The organism is Massilia glaciei, from assembly GCF_003011895.2.
GTDB lineage: Bacteria > Pseudomonadota > Gammaproteobacteria > Burkholderiales > Burkholderiaceae_D > Telluria_A > Telluria_A glaciei.
In genome coordinates, this window is record NZ_PXWF02000257.1 from 19399 (window position 1) to 36755 (window position 17357).

Genomic DNA, 17357 nt, shown 5'->3' on the forward strand with positions numbered 1-17357 from the left:
GGCCCTCCGGCTGCTGATCAGTCCGGCAAGCTTACCACCGGATGGCGCAGCACACCGGCGTTGACCACGCCGCGGCAGGGGTTCAGGCCGATCGCGTACGACAGGTCGGCCGGGCGCGCGATGTCCCACAGCGCGAAGTCGGCGCGCTTGCCCACTTCAAGGGTGCCGATCTGGCCGTCCAGCCCCAGCGCGCGCGCCGCGTTGACGGTGCAGCCGGCCAGCGCCTCCCGCGGCGTCAGGCGCCACAGCGTGCACGCCATGTTCATGGCCAGCAAAATCGAGGTCATCGGCGAGGTGCCGGGATTGCAGTCGGTCGCCACCGCCATCGGCACGCCGGCCGCGCGCAGGGCGGCCACCGGCGGCGCCACGGTTTCGCGCAGGAAGTAATAGGCGCCGGGCAGCAGCACCGCCACGGTGCCGGCCCCGGCCATCGCGTCGATGCCGTCCTGGGTCAGGTGTTCGAGGTGGTCGGCCGACAGGCCCTTGAAGCGCGCCACCAGCTCGGCGCCGCGCTGGTCCGACAACTGCTCGGCGTGCAGCTTGACGGGCAGGCCAAGCGCTTGCGCGGCGGCGAACACGCGTTCGGTCTGCGCGTTCGAAAAACCGATGCGCTCGCAAAAGGCGTCGACCGCGTCGACCAGCCCTTCGGCCGCCAGCGCCGGCAGCATTTCGGCGCACACGGCGTCGACGTAGTCGTCGGCGCGGCCCGCGTATTCGGGCGGCAGCGCGTGCGCGCCGAGGAAGGTGGTGGCCACGCCGACCGGCATGGTCTGCGCGAGGCGGCGCGCCACCCGCAGCATCTTGGCCTCGGCGGCCAGCGTGAGGCCGTAGCCGGACTTGATCTCGAGCGTGGTGACGCCCTCGGCCAGCAGGCTGGCCACGCGCGGGGCGCTCTGGCGCAGCAGTTCGTCGGGGGTGGCGGCGCGCGTGGCGCGCACGGTCGACATGATGCCGCCGCCGCCGTTGGCGATGTCCTCGTAGGTGGCGCCGTTCAGGCGCGCCTCGAATTCGTCGCTGCGGTTGCCGGCATGGACGATGTGGGTGTGGCAGTCGACCAGTCCGGGCGTGAGCCATTGCCCCTGGCAGTCGTGCACCGTGCGCGCCTTGTGCGACGCCTCGGTGTGCAGGCCGATCCAGGCGATCCTGCCGCCACTGACGGCGAGCGCGCCATCACGCTGTTCGCCGTAGCCGCCCACCATGGTGGCCAGGTTCACATTCGTATACAGGGCGTCCCACAAAACGGTCATCGCGCCGCCTCAGGTGTTGAAGAAGATATCGACGATGAACACCGTGGCGCGGTCGGTCTCGAGGGTCCAGACGGTGCCCGGGTCGAACAGCAGCGCGTCGAAGCGCACCATGCCGAGCCGCTCGACCTCGCTGCTCACCGACAGGCTTTCGCCGTCGGCCAGGAACAGCAGCGTGACATCGCCGCGCGGGGCGAACTCGGAGCTGCCGGCGAGGGTGCGCCGGCCCAGCCGGTGGTGGCAGCGCGCGCGCCGCGTCATGACGTTGAAATCGGTGGTGGCGCCGCCGTTGAGGCTGGCCTTGACCACCGATTCGCCCGCGAATTCGAGCACCGGGTGTTCGTCGCTCAGGCGGAAGCGGCTGTGGCCTTCGATGTCGAGCGTCATGCCGGCGCCCTCGACCAGCGCCAGCGTGCGTTCGATGCCAGGAAACACCGAGAACGGCCCGTCCTGCGCGATCGTCGCCAGGCTGACGCGCCAGTCGAAGTCGTCGAAGCCGGCGCCCTTGGGCGCGGTGGCGATTTCGATGGTGCTGCCGGCGCCGTTCTTCCAGCAGGTCGGCTCCAAAGCGGCGTAGGCAATCAGGGAGGTCATGAGCGCAGCTTTCTAAGTTCGGCGACGGTCTGTTTGAAGCGCTGCGCAATCGCCGTTTGCGCGATGTGCTCGTGATCGCGCACGACCCAGCGGCCGCCCACCATCACATCCTTGACGAGATTGTCGTTGCCACAAAAGACAAACGCGCCCAGCACGTCGTCGGGGCCGACGCCGTCCAGGTTCGGGTGCTCGCTGTCGAGCACCAGCAGGTCGGCGCGCCGGCCCGGCGCCAGCGCGCCGAGCGGCCGTCCGGCGGCCTGCGCCCCGCCGCGCAGCGCGCCCTGCCACAAAAAGTCGCCCACCCGCCGCTGGCCGGGGCCGGCGGCGACGCAGCGGCGCTGGTGCAGCAGGCGCTGGCCGTATTCGAGCCAGCGCAATTCCTCGACCGCGCCTTGCGAGACGTGGCTGTCGGTGCCGATGCCGAAGCGCCCGCCCGCCGCCAGATACGGCGCCAGCGGGAACAGGCCGTCGCCCAGGTTGGCCTCGGTGCTAGGGCACAGCCCGGCGACCGCGCCGCTGGCAGCCAGCGCCGCGACCTCGGCGTCGACCAGGTGGGTCGCGTGCACCAGGCACCAGCGAGGATCGACCTCGAGCTGCTCCATCAGGTACTGCACCGGGCGCCGGCCGGTGGCGTCGAGGCACTGCCGCACCTCGGCCTGCTGCTCGGCGATGTGGATGTGCACCGGGCGCGGCTTTGGCAGCGCGGCGAGCACCTCGCGGATCTGTTCGGCCGAGGCCGCGCGCAGCGAATGGGGCGCCACCCCCACCTCGGTCTGGGCGTCGCGCAGCGGCTCGAGCGCCTCGATGATGCCCAGCACCTGCTGCGCGTCGGTTTTAAAGCGCGCCTGCTCGGGCTTGAGCGGCGCGGCGCCGAAGCCCGCGTAGCTGTACAACACCGGCAGCATGGTCAGGCCGATGCCGGCGCCGCGCGCCGCCGCCACCACCCGTTCGGCGGTTTCGGCCGGGCGCGCGTAGAAAGCGCCGCCGGCGTCGCGCTGCACGTAATGGAATTCGCAAATGGCGGTGTAACCGTGGCGCAGGCATTCGGAGAACAGCTGCGCGGCGATCGCCTCGATGTGCTCGGGCGTGATGTGGCGCGCGAAGCGGTACATCAGGTCGCGCCAGGTCCAGAAGCTGTCGGGGCCGTCGCCGGCGGTCTCGGTCAGGCCGCCGAGCGCGCGCTGGAAGGCGTGCGAATGCAGGTTGACCATGCCCGGCGTGACCAGACCGGCGACCGGGACCCCGGCCGGGGCGGCGGCGCCGGCGGTGGCGCCGGTCAGGTCGCCGCGCGCGTCCCATTCGATCAGGACGTCGGCCTGCCAGCCTTGCTCGAGCAGGGCGTGGCGGGCGAACAGCGCGTTCACCGGCGCACCCAGTCGCCGGCGGCGGCCAGCATCTGGCGCAGCAGGGGCTGCACCTGCGCGGCCAGGTCGGGGCGGTAGGCGAACGGCGCCGACTCGTTCATGTACAGGCACTGGCACATCTCGAGCTGGATCGCGTGCACGTCGGCGCCGGGCCGGCCGTAATGGCGCGTGATGAAACCGCCCTTGAAGCGGCCGTTGACGGCCACCGAAAAACGCTCCTGCGCCCGGGCCAGGCCGATCACCGCCTGCTCCATGGCCGGCGCGCACGAGCTGCCGCCGGCGGTGCCGAAATTGAGGTCCGGCAGGCGCCCCTCGAAAAAGCGCGGCACCACCGAGGCGATCGAATGGGCATCCCACAGCAGCACCTTGCCGTGGACCGCCAACAAGCGGTCGAGTTCGGCGCGCAGCTGCGCGTGGTACGGGCGCCAGTAGCGCGCCAGGCGCCGCTCGACATCGGCGCCGTCCGGCTCGGCGCCGGGCAGGTACAAGGGCTCGCGGCCGAAGGTGTCGACCGGGCACAGGCCGGTGGTGTCCATGCCCGGATACAGGTTGGTGTCCTCGGGCGGGCGGTTGACGTCGATCACGTAGCGCGACCAGCGCGCCGCCAGCGTCGAGGCGCCCATCTCGCGCGCGAAATCGTAGAGCTGCGCTAGGTGCCAGTCGGTGTCGGCCCTGGCGGCCGCGCACGGGGCCATACGCGCCGCGATGTCGTCGGGGATGTCGGTGCCGACGTGCGGCATGGAGACCAGCACCGGGATACTTCCTGCCTTGAAATCGAAATCCATTGTCGCTCCGGCTTAGACTTACTGCGTTTTTTGTTTATTTCAGGCGTACAGGCCCGCGAACACGCTCTTGCACCCGGCGCTGAGCCGGCCCGACAGCACCATCTGGCGCGCCGCTTCGATGTCGGGCGCGAAGAAGCGGTCGGCGTCGAAGAACGGCACCTGCAGGCGCAGCTGGAAATGCACCTGCTCGAGGTGCGGCGACGACTTCAGGGGGCGGTGGAAGTCGACTCCCTGCGCAGCCGCCAGCAGCTCGATGGCCACGATGACAGCCGTATTGTGCGCCATATCGTCAAGCCGGCGCGCCGCGAAGGTGGCCATGCTGACATGGTCCTCCTGGTTGGCCGAGGTCGGCAGGCTGTCGACGCTGGCCGGATGGGCGAACGACTTGTTCTCGGACGCCAGCGCGGCGGCCGTGACGTGGGCGATCATGAAGCCCGAATTGACGCCCGGCTCGCGCACCAGGAAGGCGGGCAGGCCCGACAGGTTGGCGTCGATCAGCAGCGCGATGCGGCGCTCCGACAGCGCGCCGATCTCGGCGATCGCCAGCGCCAGCGTGTCGGCCGCGAAGGCGACCGGCTCGGCGTGGAAGTTCCCGCCCGAGATGATCTGCCCGGTGTCGGCGAAGATCAGGGGGTTGTCGGTGACGGCGTTGGCCTCGATCAGCAGGGTGCGCGCGACGTTGTTGACGAGGTCGGTGATGGCGCCCATCACCTGCGGCTGGCAGCGCAGGCTGTACGGGTCCTGCACGCGCTCGTCGCCGACCAGGTGCGAGGCGCGGATCGCGCTGTCGGTCACCAGCTGGCGGTACACGGCGGCCGCCGCGATCTGGCCGGGCTGGCCGCGCACCGCGTGCACGCGGGCGTCGAACGGGGCGTCGCTGCCCTTGGCCGCGTCGAGCGAGAGCGCGCCGGTGACCATCGCCGCCTCGAGCAGGCGCTCGGTCATGAACAGGCCGTGCAGCGCCAGCGCGGTCGAGACCTGGGTGCCGTTGATCAGCGCCAGCCCCTCCTTTGCGGCCAGCACCACCGGCGCGATGCCGGCGGCCTTGAGCGCATCGGCCGCGTCCAGCAGCTGGCCGTCGACCCGCACCGGGCCCACGCCGAGCATGGCGAGCGTCATGTGGGCCAGCGGCGCGAGGTCGCCCGAGGCGCCGACCGAGCCCTTGGCGGGAATGGCCGGCATGATGCCTGCGTTGTAGAGCGCGATCAGGGTGTCGACGATCAAAGGGCGCACGCCCGAAAAACCGCGCGCCAGGCTGCCGATCTTCATCAGCACGATCAGGCGCACCACCGCGTCGGACAGCAGCTCGCCGGTGCCGACCGCGTGCGACAGGATCAGGTTGCGCTGCAGCTGCTCGAGCTGCTCGTCGGGGATGCGGGCCTTGGCCAGGATGCCGAAGCCGGTGTTGATGCCGTAGGCGGCCTCGCCCTTGGCGACGATGGCCTCGACCGCGGCGGCCGAGGCTTTGACCGCCGTGTACGCGTGCGGCGCCAGGGTCAGCCCGGCCGGGGCGGCCCACACGGCGCGCAGGTCGGCCAGCGTCATCGCGCCCGGGGTCAGGGTCCAGCCTTGGTTTTCAGTGGTGGTCATATGCTTGTCTTTTGAATGTGATCGTTATTGTGATCGTTATTGTGATCGTTATTGTATTGGGGGCGGCCTAGTCCTGGCGCACCATCGGCAGGTTCAGGTCGTTGCGCTTGGCGCAGGCGATGGCGCTGTCGTAGCCGGCGTCGGCGTGGCGCATCACGCCCGAGCCGCTGTCGTTGACGAGCACGCGCGCGAGGCGCCTGGCGGCGGCCTCGCTGCCGTCGGCCACGATCACCATGCCCGAGTGCTGCGAGTAGCCCATGCCGACCCCGCCGCCGTGGTGCAGCGAGACCCAGGTCGCGCCGCTGGCCGTGTTGAGCATGGCGTTGAGCAGCGGCCAGTCGGAGACGGCGTCGGTGCCGTCGCGCATGGCCTCGGTCTCGCGGTTGGGGCTGGCGACCGAGCCGGTGTCGAGGTGGTCGCGGCCGATCACGATCGGCGCCTTGAGCTCGCCCGTGCGCACCATCTCGTTGAAGGCCAGGCCGGCCAGGTGGCGCTCGCCGAGGCCGAGCCAGCAGATGCGCGCCGGCAGGCCCTGGAAGGCGATGCGCTCGCGCGCCATGTCGAGCCAGTGGTGCACCTGTTTATGGTGCGGGAACAGCTCCTTGATCTTGGCGTCGGTCTTGTAGATGTCCTCCGGGTCGCCCGACAGCGCGACCCAGCGGAACGGGCCGCGGCCCTCGCAGAACTGGGGCCGGATGTAGGCCGGCACGAAGCCGGGGAACGAGAACGCGTCGGCCACGCCATGGTCGAGCGCGACCTGGCGGATGTTGTTGCCGTAGTCGACCGCCTTGACCCCCATCGCGTGGAAGTCGAGGATCGCCCGCACGTGCACCGCGCACGAGGCCGCGGCCTCGGCCACCAGGCGCGCGTGCTGCGACCGGTCCTGCTGCGCCGCCTTCCACTGCTCGACGCTCCAGCCGCTCGGCAGGTAGCCGTTCACCAGGTCGTGCGCCGAGGTCTGGTCGGTGACCATGTCGGGCACGATGCCGCCGGCCCTGGCGCGCCGCACCAGCTCGGGCAGGATGTCGGCCGCGTTGCCGAGCAGGGCGATCGAGACCGCCTCGCGCCGCGCGGTGTGGTGCTTGACGAGGGCGATCGCGTCGTCGATGTCAAGCGCCTGCTTGTCGACATAGCGGGTGCGCAGGCGGAAGTCGATGCTGGCCTGCTGGCACTCGATGTTGAGCGAGACGGCGCCGGCGAAGCTGGCCGCGAGCGGCTGCGCGCCGCCCATCCCGCCCAGGCCGGCGGTGAGGATCCAGCGCCCGCCCCAGTCGCCGCCGAAATGCTGGCGGCCGGCCTCGGCGAAGGTCTCGTAGGTGCCCTGCACGATGCCCTGGGTGCCGATGTAGATCCAGCTGCCGGCGGTCATCTGGCCGTACATGAACAGGCCCTTGCGATCGAGCTCGTTGAAGTGCTCCCAGTTGGCCCACTTGGGCACCAGATTCGAATTGGCGATCAGCACGCGCGGCGCGTCGGGGTGGGTCTGGAACACGCCGACCGGCTTGCCCGACTGGATCAGCAGGGTCTGGTCGTCCTCGAGCTCGCGCAGGCAGGCCAGGATCTGGTCGTAGCAGGCCCAGTTGCGGGCGGCGCGGCCGATGCCGCCGTAAACCACCAGGTGCTTCGGATTCTCGGCCACCTCGGCGTCGAGGTTGTTCTGCACCATGCGGTAGGCCGCCTCGGTCGCCCAGCTCTTGCAACTGCGCTCGGTGCCGCGCGGGGCGCGGATGACGCGGGTCGCGTCGAAGCGGGGATCGTCGTCGGTGCGGATCGAATCGGTGGTCATGGCGGCTCCTTGGGTCGGTTAAGAAATGGCGCGGCGGGTTGGCGTGGCGGGTTGGCGTGACAAATCCCCGCGCGCCATCGTGCATGAACCAAGTCTAAGTTGTATAGACAACCAAGTCAACTGCTATTTCGGGAGCCCTACTTCTTGAACACCTGGCGGCCCGCGACCCAGGTCTCGAGCACGGCGGTCTTGTGGATGTCGGCCGGCGCGATGCGGAACAGGTCGCGGTCGATGACGACGAAATCGGCCCATTTGCCCGGCTCGAGCGAACCGAGGTTTTGCTCCTGGTGGCCGGCGTAGGCGGCGTCGAGCGTGAAGCAGCGCAGCGCCTCCTTGAGCGAGAGCGCCTGCTCCGGGAACCAGCCGGCGACCGGCCGCCCGGCCGCGTCCTGGCGCGTGACAGCGGCGTGGATGCCGAAGAACGGATTGGACGACTCGACCGGGAAGTCGGAACCGCAGGCGATGCGCGAGCCTTGCTGGGCGAAGCTGCGCCAGGCGTAGGCGCCGCCGATGCGCTGCGGGCCGACGCGGTTTTCGGCCATGTTCATGTCCGAGGTCGCGTGGGTGGGCTGCATCGACGGGATGATCCCGATGCGCTTGAAGCGCCCGATGTCGGCCGGCGCCACCACCTGCGCATGCTCGATGCGGTGGCGCTGCGCGCCCTTGCCGGTCTTGGGGATCAGGCGCTGGAAGGCGTCGAGCACCTGGCGGTTGCCGGCGTCGCCGATCGCGTGCACATTGACCTGGTAGCCGCGCCGCATGGCCTTCTCCATCATCGCGCCGATCGCCGTCTGCTTGTAAAACAGCAGGCCGCGCGAGGCCGGCTCGTCGCTGTAGGGGGCGATCAGCGCGGCGCCGCGGCTGCCGAGGGCGCCGTCCGAATACAGCTTGACCGCGCGCAGCGCGTAGACGTCTTGGGCGTAGGACGGCAGCGGACCCTTGCCGGCGAGGCGGTCGAAGTCGGCGCCGACCCCGCCGATCATGCCGTACACGCGCGTGCTCAGTTTGCGCAGGTCGGCGTATTCGCGGTAGAGCGCGTCCTGGGCCACGTTGACGCCGGCGTCGTGGACGCTGGTCAGGCCCATCTGCGCCATCTGCGCCAGTGCGCGGTCGAGCACCACGCGGGCCTCGGCCTCGCTCTGCTTGGGCAGGACGCGGTCGACGAGGTCCTGGGCGGCGTCGATCAGCACCCCGGTCGCATTGCCCTGCGCGTCGCGCATGATCTTGCCGCCGGCCGGATCGGGCGTGGCCCTGGTGATGCCGGCGAGCGCCAGCGCGCGGCTGTTGGCCCAGCCGGCATGGCCGTCGACGCGCGAGAGCCACATGGGTCGGTCCTGCACCGCGCCATCGAGTTCGGCGGCGGTTGGAAAGCGGCCCAGCTTCCAGATCTCCTGGTTCCAGCCGCGCCCGCGCAGCCATGCATGGCCGGGATTGGCGCGGCCGTAGGCGGCCGCCTGGGCGAGCGCATCGGCGAGCGAGGCGCTGGCGCTCAGATCGAGTTGGGTCAGCATTTCGCCGAGGTTGAACACATGGCCGTGCGCGTCGATCAGACCGGGCAGGATGGTCTTGCCCTGCATATCGATATGGCGCGCCTTGGGCGCCCTTGCGGCCATCTCGGCGGCGGTGCCGACGGCGATGACGCGGCCGGCGTCGTCGAAAGCGAGCGAAGAGAACTGCACCAGCGCGTTCTTGCTGTCGAGGGTATAGCCGACCGCATTATCGATCACGGTATCGGCCACAGCCGCGGGAGCGGCGAGCGCCGCGGCGACCAACAAGGAACACTGCAAAGGGATCAGGCGCATCGGTGACTCTCCAAATTCAGAATTGAGGACAAGGAGACGAGTGTAAGCTTCCGACATCGATTCGGCAACATTTCCCCCCACGCGAATCGGGCAACCGGGGTCTGACCCCGATTGAGCAATATTTCGCTATCGGGGTCAGACCCCGATAGCGAAACAGTCGCCCGCGTGCATCGCTTCCAATTGACGAGCGTCGAACCAGGGATTGGCGTTGCGCCATAGCGTGATGGATTAACTTCACCTTGCGGGGTTGCCATGGCCAGACGTGCACGCTTAGTCCTTGCAGACGTTCCCCTCCACATAATTCAGCGCGGCAATAACCGTCATCGTTGTTTCGCGGTCGACTCGGACTACCTCGTCTATCTGGATTTGTTAGCGACTTGCGCGAGCGAGAGCGGCTGCGCCATTCATGCTTACGTGTTGATGACCAATCACGTTCACCTGCTGGCCTCTCCGTCGGACAAGACCTCGCCCGCGAGGATGATGAAAGCGGTCGGCGAACGCTACGTGCAATATTTCAACCGCCGCCATACGCGGACCGGCACCCTATGGGATGGCCGCTTCCGTTCCGGCCTCGTCGATGAGGAGCGCTACTTCCTCATTTGCCAACGCTATATAGAACTCAATCCAGTGCGCGCTGGCCTGGTGAATCATCCCGCCGAATACCGATGGTCCAGTTTCAAAAACAACTCATCAGGCGGCAACGATTCCTTCCTGACGGCACATCCAATCACGCGCCAAATGGGCATCGACCGTCAAAGCCGCACCGACGCATACCTCGCGTTATTCAAAGAGTCGGTGCTGGAAGACGATTTATGCAAGATTCGCTACGCGACGAACGGCAACTATGCTGTGGGCACCGAGCAATTTTTCGAGAAGGCTGCAGGCGCGCTCGGGCAACGAGTTTGCCGGCAAAGCCCGGGTAGACGCCCGGGTGCTTGAGGATACGCGGCAGTTTGTTGCACAACCGGGGTCTGACCCCGATAGCGGAATGTTTCGCTATCGGGGTCAGACCCCGGTTTTGAAATTGGTGGGACTATTGGTTGTTTTCGCGATCCAGCAGCGCTCGCTTGCGCTCGACGCCCCAGCGGTAGCCAGACAGGCCGCCGTCCGTGCGCACCACGCGGTGGCACGGGATCGCCACCGCCACCGGGTTCGCCGCGCACGCGCCCGCCACCGCGCGCGCCCCGTTCGGCAGGCCAACCAGCGCCGCCAGCTCGGTGTAGCTGACCGTCGCGCCGCTCGGGATCGTCCGCAGCGCCTGCCACACGCGCCGCTGGAAGGCGGTGCCGCGCACGTCCAGCGGCAGGTCGAGGCCCAGATCGGGCCGCTCGACCATGCCGACCACCCTGGCGATGCTTTGCTCGAAGTCGGCCTCCGCGCCGCGCAAGTCGGCCTGCGGGAAGCGGTCCTGCAGGTCGCGCGCCAACAACTCCGGGTCGTCCCCCATCAAGATCGCGCAAACGCCCTTGTCGGTCGCCGCCACCAGGATCGCCCCCAGGCTGCACTGGCCGATCGCGAAGCGGATCGCCGCCCCGCTGCCGCCCGCCCGCCACGCCTGCGCCGTCATGCCCAGCACCTGCGCCGAGGCCGCGTAATAGCGCCCGCTCGAGTTGAAGCCGGCGTCGTAGATCGCCGCCGTCACGCTCGCCGAGCGCTCCAGCGCGCGCTTGAGCCGTTCGGCGCGCACCGCCGCCGCGTAGGCCTTCGGCGTGATGCCGGCGTGGGCCTTGAACACGCGGTGGAAATGGAAGCGGCTCATGCCGGCCGCCGCCGCCAGGCTGTCGAGATCCGGCGCCTCGTCGGCCGCGTCGATCAGGCGGCAGGCCCGCGCCACCAGCGCCGCCTGGCGTTCGGCCAGGGGCGGCTGCCCCGGCTTGCAGCGCAGGCAGGCGCGGAAGCCGGCCGCCTCGGCCTCGGCGCAACTGGCGTGGAAGCGCACATTGCGCCGCAGCGCCGGACGCGCCCCGCACGAGGGCCGGCAGTACACGCCCGTGCTGCTCACCGAGTAGTAGAAGACGCCGTCGGCGCCCTGGTCGCGCCCCCGCACCGCGGCCCAGCGCAGCTCGTCGCTGTCGTAGTCGTGCTTGTGCGCCGTCATCGTCGCCGCTTTCATGGCCTGGCCCTTCCGGTTGCTTCTTGGTGTGCTTAGATCGAGGCCATCATGGACCGCGCCACGCCGCGCCGCACCTCGGGTCTTGCTTTTGAATTCGGATGCTAGAATCGCCTTTTCGCCGCGCCACCCCGGAGAGTAGTTTGGAACACACCATCGCGCAAGACAGCCTGCCCATTTTCCAGCGGATCAAGGACTACCTGGTCGGCGAGATCGCCGCCGGCCGCTGGAAGGAGGGCGAGGTGGTCCCGTCCGAACAGGCCCTGGTGCGCCAGTTCGGGGTCTCGCGCATGACCGTCAACCGCGCCGTGCGCGAACTGACGGCCGAACACGTGCTCACCCGACGCCAGGGCTCGGGCACCTTCGTCGCGCCCAAAAAATACCAGGCCACGCTGGTCGAGATCAAAAGCATCGCCGACGAGGTGCGCGCGCGCGGCCACGCGCACCGCAGCGCCCTGCACCTGCTCGAGCAGGCCCCCGCCAGCGAGCCGCTGGCGCGCCAGTTCGACCTCGCGGCCCAGGCCATGCTGTTCCACTCGGTGATCGTCCACTTCGAGAACGAGGTGCCGATCCAGGTCGAGGACCGCTGGGTCAACCCACAATGCGCGCCCGACTACCTGCTCCAGGATTTCGCCAGCATCACCCCCAACGAGCACCTGATGGCGGCCGCCCCGCTGCAGGGGGCGACCTACAGCATCGAGGCGCTGCCGGCCCCGCGCGATATCGCCGAGATGCTCGCGGTCGACGCGCGCACCTGCTGCCTGGTGCTCAAGCGCGTCACCAGCTCGCTCGAGCGGGTCGCCTCGGTGGTGACCATGTGGCATCCGGGACAGTTGTACCAGTACACCGGCAGCGTCGGCTGAGCACGCGGAGGGCGATGCCTTCTGTTGTTATTTTGCCAGCGAGCGCGCCGGCCTCCGCGCCGCCGGCGCCCCCGCCCCGCCCCGCGCGGGCCGAAGGCGTGTAATATGGCGTCCAGGCGCGGAGGCGACCCGCACAACAATTTTTACATGGCGCGACACAGCGCCGAAAAATAGGTTATTATTTCGGCTAAATTCCCGCCTGAATCCTCTTGCCACCCTTCCACTATTGAATTCGCCCGCTACGGCACTACCTTCAGCGATGTAGTTCCGGAAGCTGGATGGCGCTCTCCGTAGCAGGATCGGCAAACGTCCCAAAACAACAACATTCACCTACCTCGATTGAGGAAATCATGAGCGAAAATATCAAACACATCAGCGATGCATCCTTCGAAGCCGACGTGCTCAAATCGGAGCGTCCCGTCCTGGTCGACTTCTGGGCCGAGTGGTGCGCCCCCTGCAAGGCGATCGCCCCGATCCTCGAGGAAGTGTCCAAGGAATACGAAGGCAAGCTGCAGATCGTCAAGATGGACGTCGATTCGAACCAGGTCATCCCGACCAAGTTCGGCATCCGCGGCATCCCGACCCTGGTGCTGTTCAAGAACGGTGTCGCGGCGGCCGAAAAAGTCGGCGTCATGGGCAAGGCCCAATTGACCGCCTTCATCGACAGCAACATCTAAGAAAAACACGCCAGCACCGTGACGGCGGCGCGCCCGCGCCGCCGTCCGCGCGGCCGGGAAGCGAAGCGGCATCGACTCGATCCTTCCCCATTATTAAAATCAACCCACGCAGTTCCCTCCCCTACCTTTACTTCCCGTCACGGGACTCAAACATGCATTTATCTGAACTGAAGGCCATGCACGTCTCCGCTTTGCTGGAGATGGCGATCGGCCTCGATATAGACAACGCGGCCCGGCTGCGCAAACAAGAACTGATGTTCGCGATCCTTAAAAAGCGCGCGAAATCGGGCGAGCAGATCTTCGGCGACGGCGCCCTCGAGGTGCTGCCCGACGGCTTCGGCTTCCTGCGCTCGCCCGACGCCAGCTACATGGCCTCGACCGACGACATCTACATTTCGCCGTCGCAGATCCGCCGCTTCAACCTGCACACCGGCGACTCGATCGAGGGCGAGGTGCGCACCCCCAAAGACGGCGAGCGCTATTTCGCGCTGGTCAAGGTCGACAAGGTCAACGGCGAGTCGCCCGAGGCCTCCAAGCACCGCATCCTGTTCGAGAACCTGACCCCGCTGCACCCCAACGAGCCGCTGCGCCTCGAGCGCGAGATGAACGGCCAGGAGAACATCACCGGCCGCATCATCGACCTGATCGCGCCGATCGGCAAGGGCCAGCGCGGCCTGCTGGTGGCCTCCCCAAAATCGGGCAAGTCGGTCATCCTGCAGCACATCGCGCACGCGATCACCGCCAACCACCCCGACTGCACGCTGATCGTCTTGCTCATCGACGAGCGTCCCGAGGAAGTGACCGAGATGCAGCGTTCGGTGCGCGGCGAAGTGGTCGCCTCGACCTTCGACGAGCCGGCCACGCGCCACGTCCAGGTCGCCGAGATGGTGCTCGAAAAAGCCAAGCGCCTGGTCGAGATGAAAAAAGACGTGATCATCCTGCTCGACTCGATCACCCGCCTCGCGCGCGCCTACAACACCGTGATCCCGGCCTCGGGCAAGGTCCTCACCGGTGGTGTCGACGCCAACGCGCTGCAGCGTCCCAAGCGCTTCTTCGGCGCCGCCCGCAACATCGAGGAGGGCGGTTCGCTGACGATCATCGCGACCGCCCTGATCGAAACCGGCTCGCGCATGGACGACGTGATCTTCGAGGAGTTCAAGGGCACCGGCAACATGGAGGTCCACCTCGAGCGCCGCCTGGCCGAGAAGCGGGTCTACCCTGCGATCAACCTCAACAAGTCCGGCACCCGCCGCGAGGAATTGCTGATCAAGGCCGACCAGCTGCAGAAGATCTGGATCCTGCGCAAACTGCTGTACTCGATGGACGAGATCGAGGCGATGGAGTTCATCCTCGACAAGATGAAGGCCACGAAGAACAACAACGAGTTCTTCGACATGATGCGGCGCGGTGGCTAACACCGGCGCGCATCATTGAAAAGGGGCGGTCCGCGGGCCGCCCCTTTTGCGTCTGCACCGCGGGTTAGAGCCGTGGATAAATAGGTGTGACGCAGCGGCGCGCCCGCCAGGGCCGATCAAGTTGTTAAAGCCACTTTTTGAACGACTCCTTAGGGACGTCCGGGTTGCGCCGAGTGGCCAACAGCCGCCCGGCCGGGCTTGCCGTTTTTCGTTTTGCGGGCCGCGTTTACCGTGTATAATCGCCGGTTGCAGTATTTAACCCTGGCAAGTGAGCGGCAATCGGGTCAAGAGGCAAGACGACCGACGAAGTGCTGTTTGGCTACCAAACCAACCGAGGCAAGACAATGAGAAAAGATATCCATCCAGATTACCGCGAAGTCGTGTTCCACGACCTGTCGTGCGACTTCAAATTCGTGACCCGCTCGACCATGGGCAGCCGCGAAAAAATCACCCACGAGGGTAAAGAGTACCCACTGATCAAGATCGAGGTGTCGGCTGAATCGCATCCTTTCTACACGGGCAAGCACAAGATCGTCGACACCGCCGGCCGCGTCGAGAAGTTCCGCCAGAAATTCGGCAGCGTCGGTTCCAAGACCGCCATCGCAGCGGGCTAATTTGCCCCGCACGACAAAAAAAAGCAGCCACGGCTGCTTTTTTTTCGTTGATACTACGCCCTGCCCCTGCTACAACGTGCCCCCGCACCGAATCTGATCAATGAAGCCAGTCCGCCTGTCCGCCGCCGCCACCCTCGCCCTGCCCCGCTGGGCGCTGTTCGCCCTGGGCCTGCTCTACATCCTGCCCGGCCTGATCGGAAGGGCCCCGTGGAAGGACGACGCGGCCAGCTTCGGCATCATGTGGACCATGGCGCAGGGCAACCTCAACGACTGGCTGTTCCCGAACGTGGCCGGGCTGCCCGCCGCCGGCGAGGGCCCGCTCGCGTTCTGGCTCGGCGCGCTGTGCATCAAGCTGTTCGGCTGGCTGCTGGGCGACCTGATGGCCGCGCGCGTGTCGACCATCGGCATCTTCGTGCTCGGCGCCATGTCGGTCTGGTACACCGCGTTCCACCTCGGACGCCGGCCCGAGGCGCAGCCGCTACGGCTCGCCTTTGGCGGCCAGCCGGAGCCGAACGACTATGGCCGCACCCTGGCCGACACCGCCCTGCTGATCTACCTCGGCTGCCTCGGCCTGCTGCTGAAAAGCCACGAGACGCTCGCCGTCACCCTGCAGGGCGCGCTGCTGGCCTACTTCCTGTACCGCTCGGTGCGCTACGTGGAGGCGCCGAGCCTGCGCAACGCCGCCCTGATCGGCCTGTCGCTGGGGGCGCTCACGCTCACGCGCGGCCCGCTCGCGCCGGTCGCGCTGCTGCTGGCATTGTTCATGTGCACCCGCTTCCTCGACCTGTGCGGCAAGCGCGTGGCCGGCCATCTGGCCTTCGCGACGCTCGTGTGCGCCGGCATCGCGCTGCTGTGGATCGTGCCGGCGGCCGCCTTGCGTCCGTACAACCTGTCGCCCGTCGACGACTGGATGAGCTGGCATGCGGCACACATCGGCCTGCCGACCTGGGTCTCGATCAAGACCTTCTTCCGGGTCGGCATCTGGTTCTTCTGGCCGGCCTGGCCGTTTGCCGGCTGGGCCATCTACGCCTGGCGCCGCCAGAGCGGCATGCTGCACATCGTGTTGCCGCTCAGTTTCGTCGGCGCCCTGACCGTTTTAATCCTGTGCAACCCGGCGCCCGAAAACGGCGACCTGCTCAAACTGCTGCCGCCGCTGGCCATCATGGCCGCGTTCGGCCTGCCGACCATGAAGCGCGGCGCCATCAACGCGATCGACTGGTTCTCGGTCATGGTGCTGACCATGATCGCGGCGATGGTGTGGCTGTTCTGGTTCGCCAAGCTGACCGGCTGGCCGCCCAAGCTGGCCGCCAACGTGCTCAAGCTGGTGCCCGGCTTCACGCCGGAGTTCGACATGTTCGCCTTCCTGGTCGCGGCCGGCGCGACCGTGGGCTGGTTCGCGCTGGTCAACTGGCGCCTGTCGCGCCGGCCGGCGGTGCTGTGGCGCGCCGTGGTGCTGTCCTCGGGTGGATTGATTTTGCTGTGGGTGCTGTTGATGACGCTGTTCCTGCCTGACCTCAATTACAGCAAGAGCTACGAAATCATGGCGCGGCAACTCGTGGCCAAGCTGCCCGACCGCACCGCCTGCATCGAAACCAACGCGGGCGCGGCGCAGCGCGCCTCGATCGCCTATTTCGGGAAGCTCCATTTCGCCGGGCTCGACGGTGCGCGCTGCGATTTGGTCTTGCTGCAAGACAGCGTCAAGCTGGGCGGCAGCCGCGGGCGGCAAGGCCTCGCAAGCGGCGAGAACTGGGAATTGCTGTGGGAGGGGCGGCGCCCGGCCGACCGTGATGAACGCTTCCGCTTGTATCGTCGGGCGCCGCCCAGCGAGTGAGCGTTGGCCCAGTCCGGCGCACTGGCGTGGGCGTTTGAGATTGCTGTCACGCGTCCGATGCGGCGCCGGCCTTACATTGCGCAAGGCTGGGAAAGCCGAGAAAATGCGCGCCAACCATGCCCGTTCCGAAAAATTTGCCGGATGCGCGCAAATGGGCCATAATGCGGATCGCGTTGCCGGGATGGCGGAATAGGTAGACGCACGGGACTCAAAATCCCGCGCTGGAAACAGCGTGCCGGTTCGATTCCGGCTCCCGGCACCAATAGAACTGATCAGACCGTCTCAAAACATCTCAAAACCCGCCCATCATCCTATGACGGCGGGTTTTTTTATGGCTCAGCATGTCTCAGCAAAAAGCAGGGTCACTCGCTAAAATACCGTCAGATTTGACGGTATCTCAAAACTGGCTAAAATCGTATACCGTCACGCAGCGCGGAGGTATGCCATGGCACTCACCGATACGTTCGTCAGAAATGCTAAATCAGCAAAACCTGCAGGTGAAAAACACGCGGATGGGGACGGCATGTATCTCCTCGTTACGCCTACTGGCAAGTACTGGCGGCTGGACTATCGTTTCCTCGAGAAACGCAAGACACTGGCCCTCGGTGTCTACCCAGCAACATCCCTAGCCAAGGCACGCGCGCGACGAGCGGAGGCCAGGGTGTTGGCGCCGACCGAATAT

15 protein-coding genes and 1 tRNA gene are annotated in these 17357 nt (G+C 67.4%); 8 read left to right on the forward strand and 8 right to left on the reverse strand.

Going from position 1 to position 17357, the window contains the following annotated elements:
* Positions 1-17: 17 nt before the first annotated feature.
* The 7 genes from hutI to C7C56_RS18165 all read right to left on the reverse strand — a co-directional run bounded on the left by hutI (position 18) and on the right by C7C56_RS18165 (position 9165).
* Entirely contained in the window at positions 18-1247 is a 1230-nt protein-coding gene (hutI, locus tag C7C56_RS18135; RefSeq protein WP_106758774.1) for an imidazolonepropionase, read from the reverse strand.
* 9 nt (positions 1248-1256) lie between these two features.
* Positions 1257-1838, reverse strand: a complete 582-nt coding sequence (locus C7C56_RS18140; protein WP_106758775.1) for a HutD/Ves family protein — start codon at positions 1836-1838, stop codon at positions 1257-1259.
* Positions 1835-3202, reverse strand: a complete 1368-nt coding sequence (locus tag C7C56_RS18145; RefSeq protein WP_106758776.1) for a formimidoylglutamate deiminase — start codon at positions 3200-3202, stop codon at positions 1835-1837. The genes C7C56_RS18140 and C7C56_RS18145 overlap by 4 nt, the downstream gene beginning before the upstream one ends.
* A complete protein-coding gene (gene hutG, locus C7C56_RS18150; protein ID WP_106758777.1) occupies positions 3199-3987 on the reverse strand; it encodes an N-formylglutamate deformylase in 789 nt (262 codons plus the stop codon). The genes C7C56_RS18145 and hutG overlap by 4 nt, the downstream gene beginning before the upstream one ends.
* Before the next feature lie 39 nt (positions 3988-4026).
* Complete coding sequence (gene hutH, locus C7C56_RS18155) at positions 4027-5577, reverse strand: histidine ammonia-lyase (protein WP_106758778.1); 1551 nt, start codon at positions 5575-5577, stop codon at positions 4027-4029.
* 67 nt (positions 5578-5644) lie between these two features.
* Positions 5645-7363, reverse strand: a complete 1719-nt coding sequence (hutU, locus tag C7C56_RS18160; RefSeq protein WP_106758779.1) for a urocanate hydratase — start codon at positions 7361-7363, stop codon at positions 5645-5647.
* A 137-nt stretch (positions 7364-7500) separates the two neighbouring features.
* Positions 7501-9165 carry an amidohydrolase gene (locus C7C56_RS18165; RefSeq protein WP_106758780.1) on the reverse strand — a complete coding sequence of 555 codons (1665 nt, stop codon included), beginning with the start codon at positions 9163-9165 and terminating at the stop codon, positions 7501-7503.
* A 252-nt stretch (positions 9166-9417) separates the two neighbouring features.
* On the opposite strand from C7C56_RS18165, the gene C7C56_RS18170 reads away from it, so the two are divergent.
* Positions 9418-10104: a transposase gene (locus tag C7C56_RS18170; RefSeq protein WP_106758781.1), complete on the forward strand. Its 687-nt coding sequence runs from the start codon at positions 9418-9420 to the stop codon at positions 10102-10104.
* 94 nt (positions 10105-10198) lie between these two features.
* On the opposite strand, the gene ada is transcribed toward C7C56_RS18170, so the two are convergent.
* Positions 10199-11278, reverse strand: coding sequence for a bifunctional DNA-binding transcriptional regulator/O6-methylguanine-DNA methyltransferase Ada (ada, locus tag C7C56_RS18175; protein ID WP_106758782.1), 1080 nt, complete (start codon positions 11276-11278; stop codon positions 10199-10201).
* Positions 11279-11418: 140 nt separating this feature from the next.
* Here ada and hutC point away from each other — a divergent pair, with 140 nt between their 5' ends.
* From hutC to C7C56_RS18210, 7 genes are all read left to right on the forward strand, one after another.
* On the forward strand, positions 11419-12138 hold the full coding sequence (gene hutC, locus C7C56_RS18180) for a histidine utilization transcriptional repressor HutC (protein WP_229458850.1): 720 nt from the start codon (positions 11419-11421) through the stop codon (positions 12136-12138).
* 350 nt (positions 12139-12488) lie between these two features.
* Positions 12489-12815: a thioredoxin TrxA gene (trxA, locus tag C7C56_RS18185; RefSeq protein WP_106758784.1), complete on the forward strand. Its 327-nt coding sequence runs from the start codon at positions 12489-12491 to the stop codon at positions 12813-12815.
* Positions 12816-12967: 152 nt separating this feature from the next.
* On the forward strand, positions 12968-14230 hold the full coding sequence (gene rho, locus C7C56_RS18190) for a transcription termination factor Rho (protein ID WP_106758785.1): 1263 nt from the start codon (positions 12968-12970) through the stop codon (positions 14228-14230).
* A gap of 344 nt (positions 14231-14574) precedes the next feature.
* The gene (locus tag C7C56_RS18195; protein WP_106758786.1) at positions 14575-14844 is read left to right on the forward strand and encodes a type B 50S ribosomal protein L31; all 270 of its coding nucleotides are present in this window, start codon (positions 14575-14577) and stop codon (positions 14842-14844) included.
* Positions 14845-14944: 100 nt separating this feature from the next.
* A complete protein-coding gene (locus tag C7C56_RS18200) occupies positions 14945-16675 on the forward strand; it encodes an ArnT family glycosyltransferase (protein ID WP_106758787.1) in 1731 nt (576 codons plus the stop codon).
* A 175-nt stretch (positions 16676-16850) separates the two neighbouring features.
* A tRNA-Leu gene (locus C7C56_RS18205) sits at positions 16851-16937 on the forward strand.
* A gap of 183 nt (positions 16938-17120) precedes the next feature.
* On the forward strand, positions 17121-17357 hold a 237-nt coding region (locus tag C7C56_RS18210), incomplete at its 3' end, for an Arm DNA-binding domain-containing protein (RefSeq protein ID WP_146204541.1).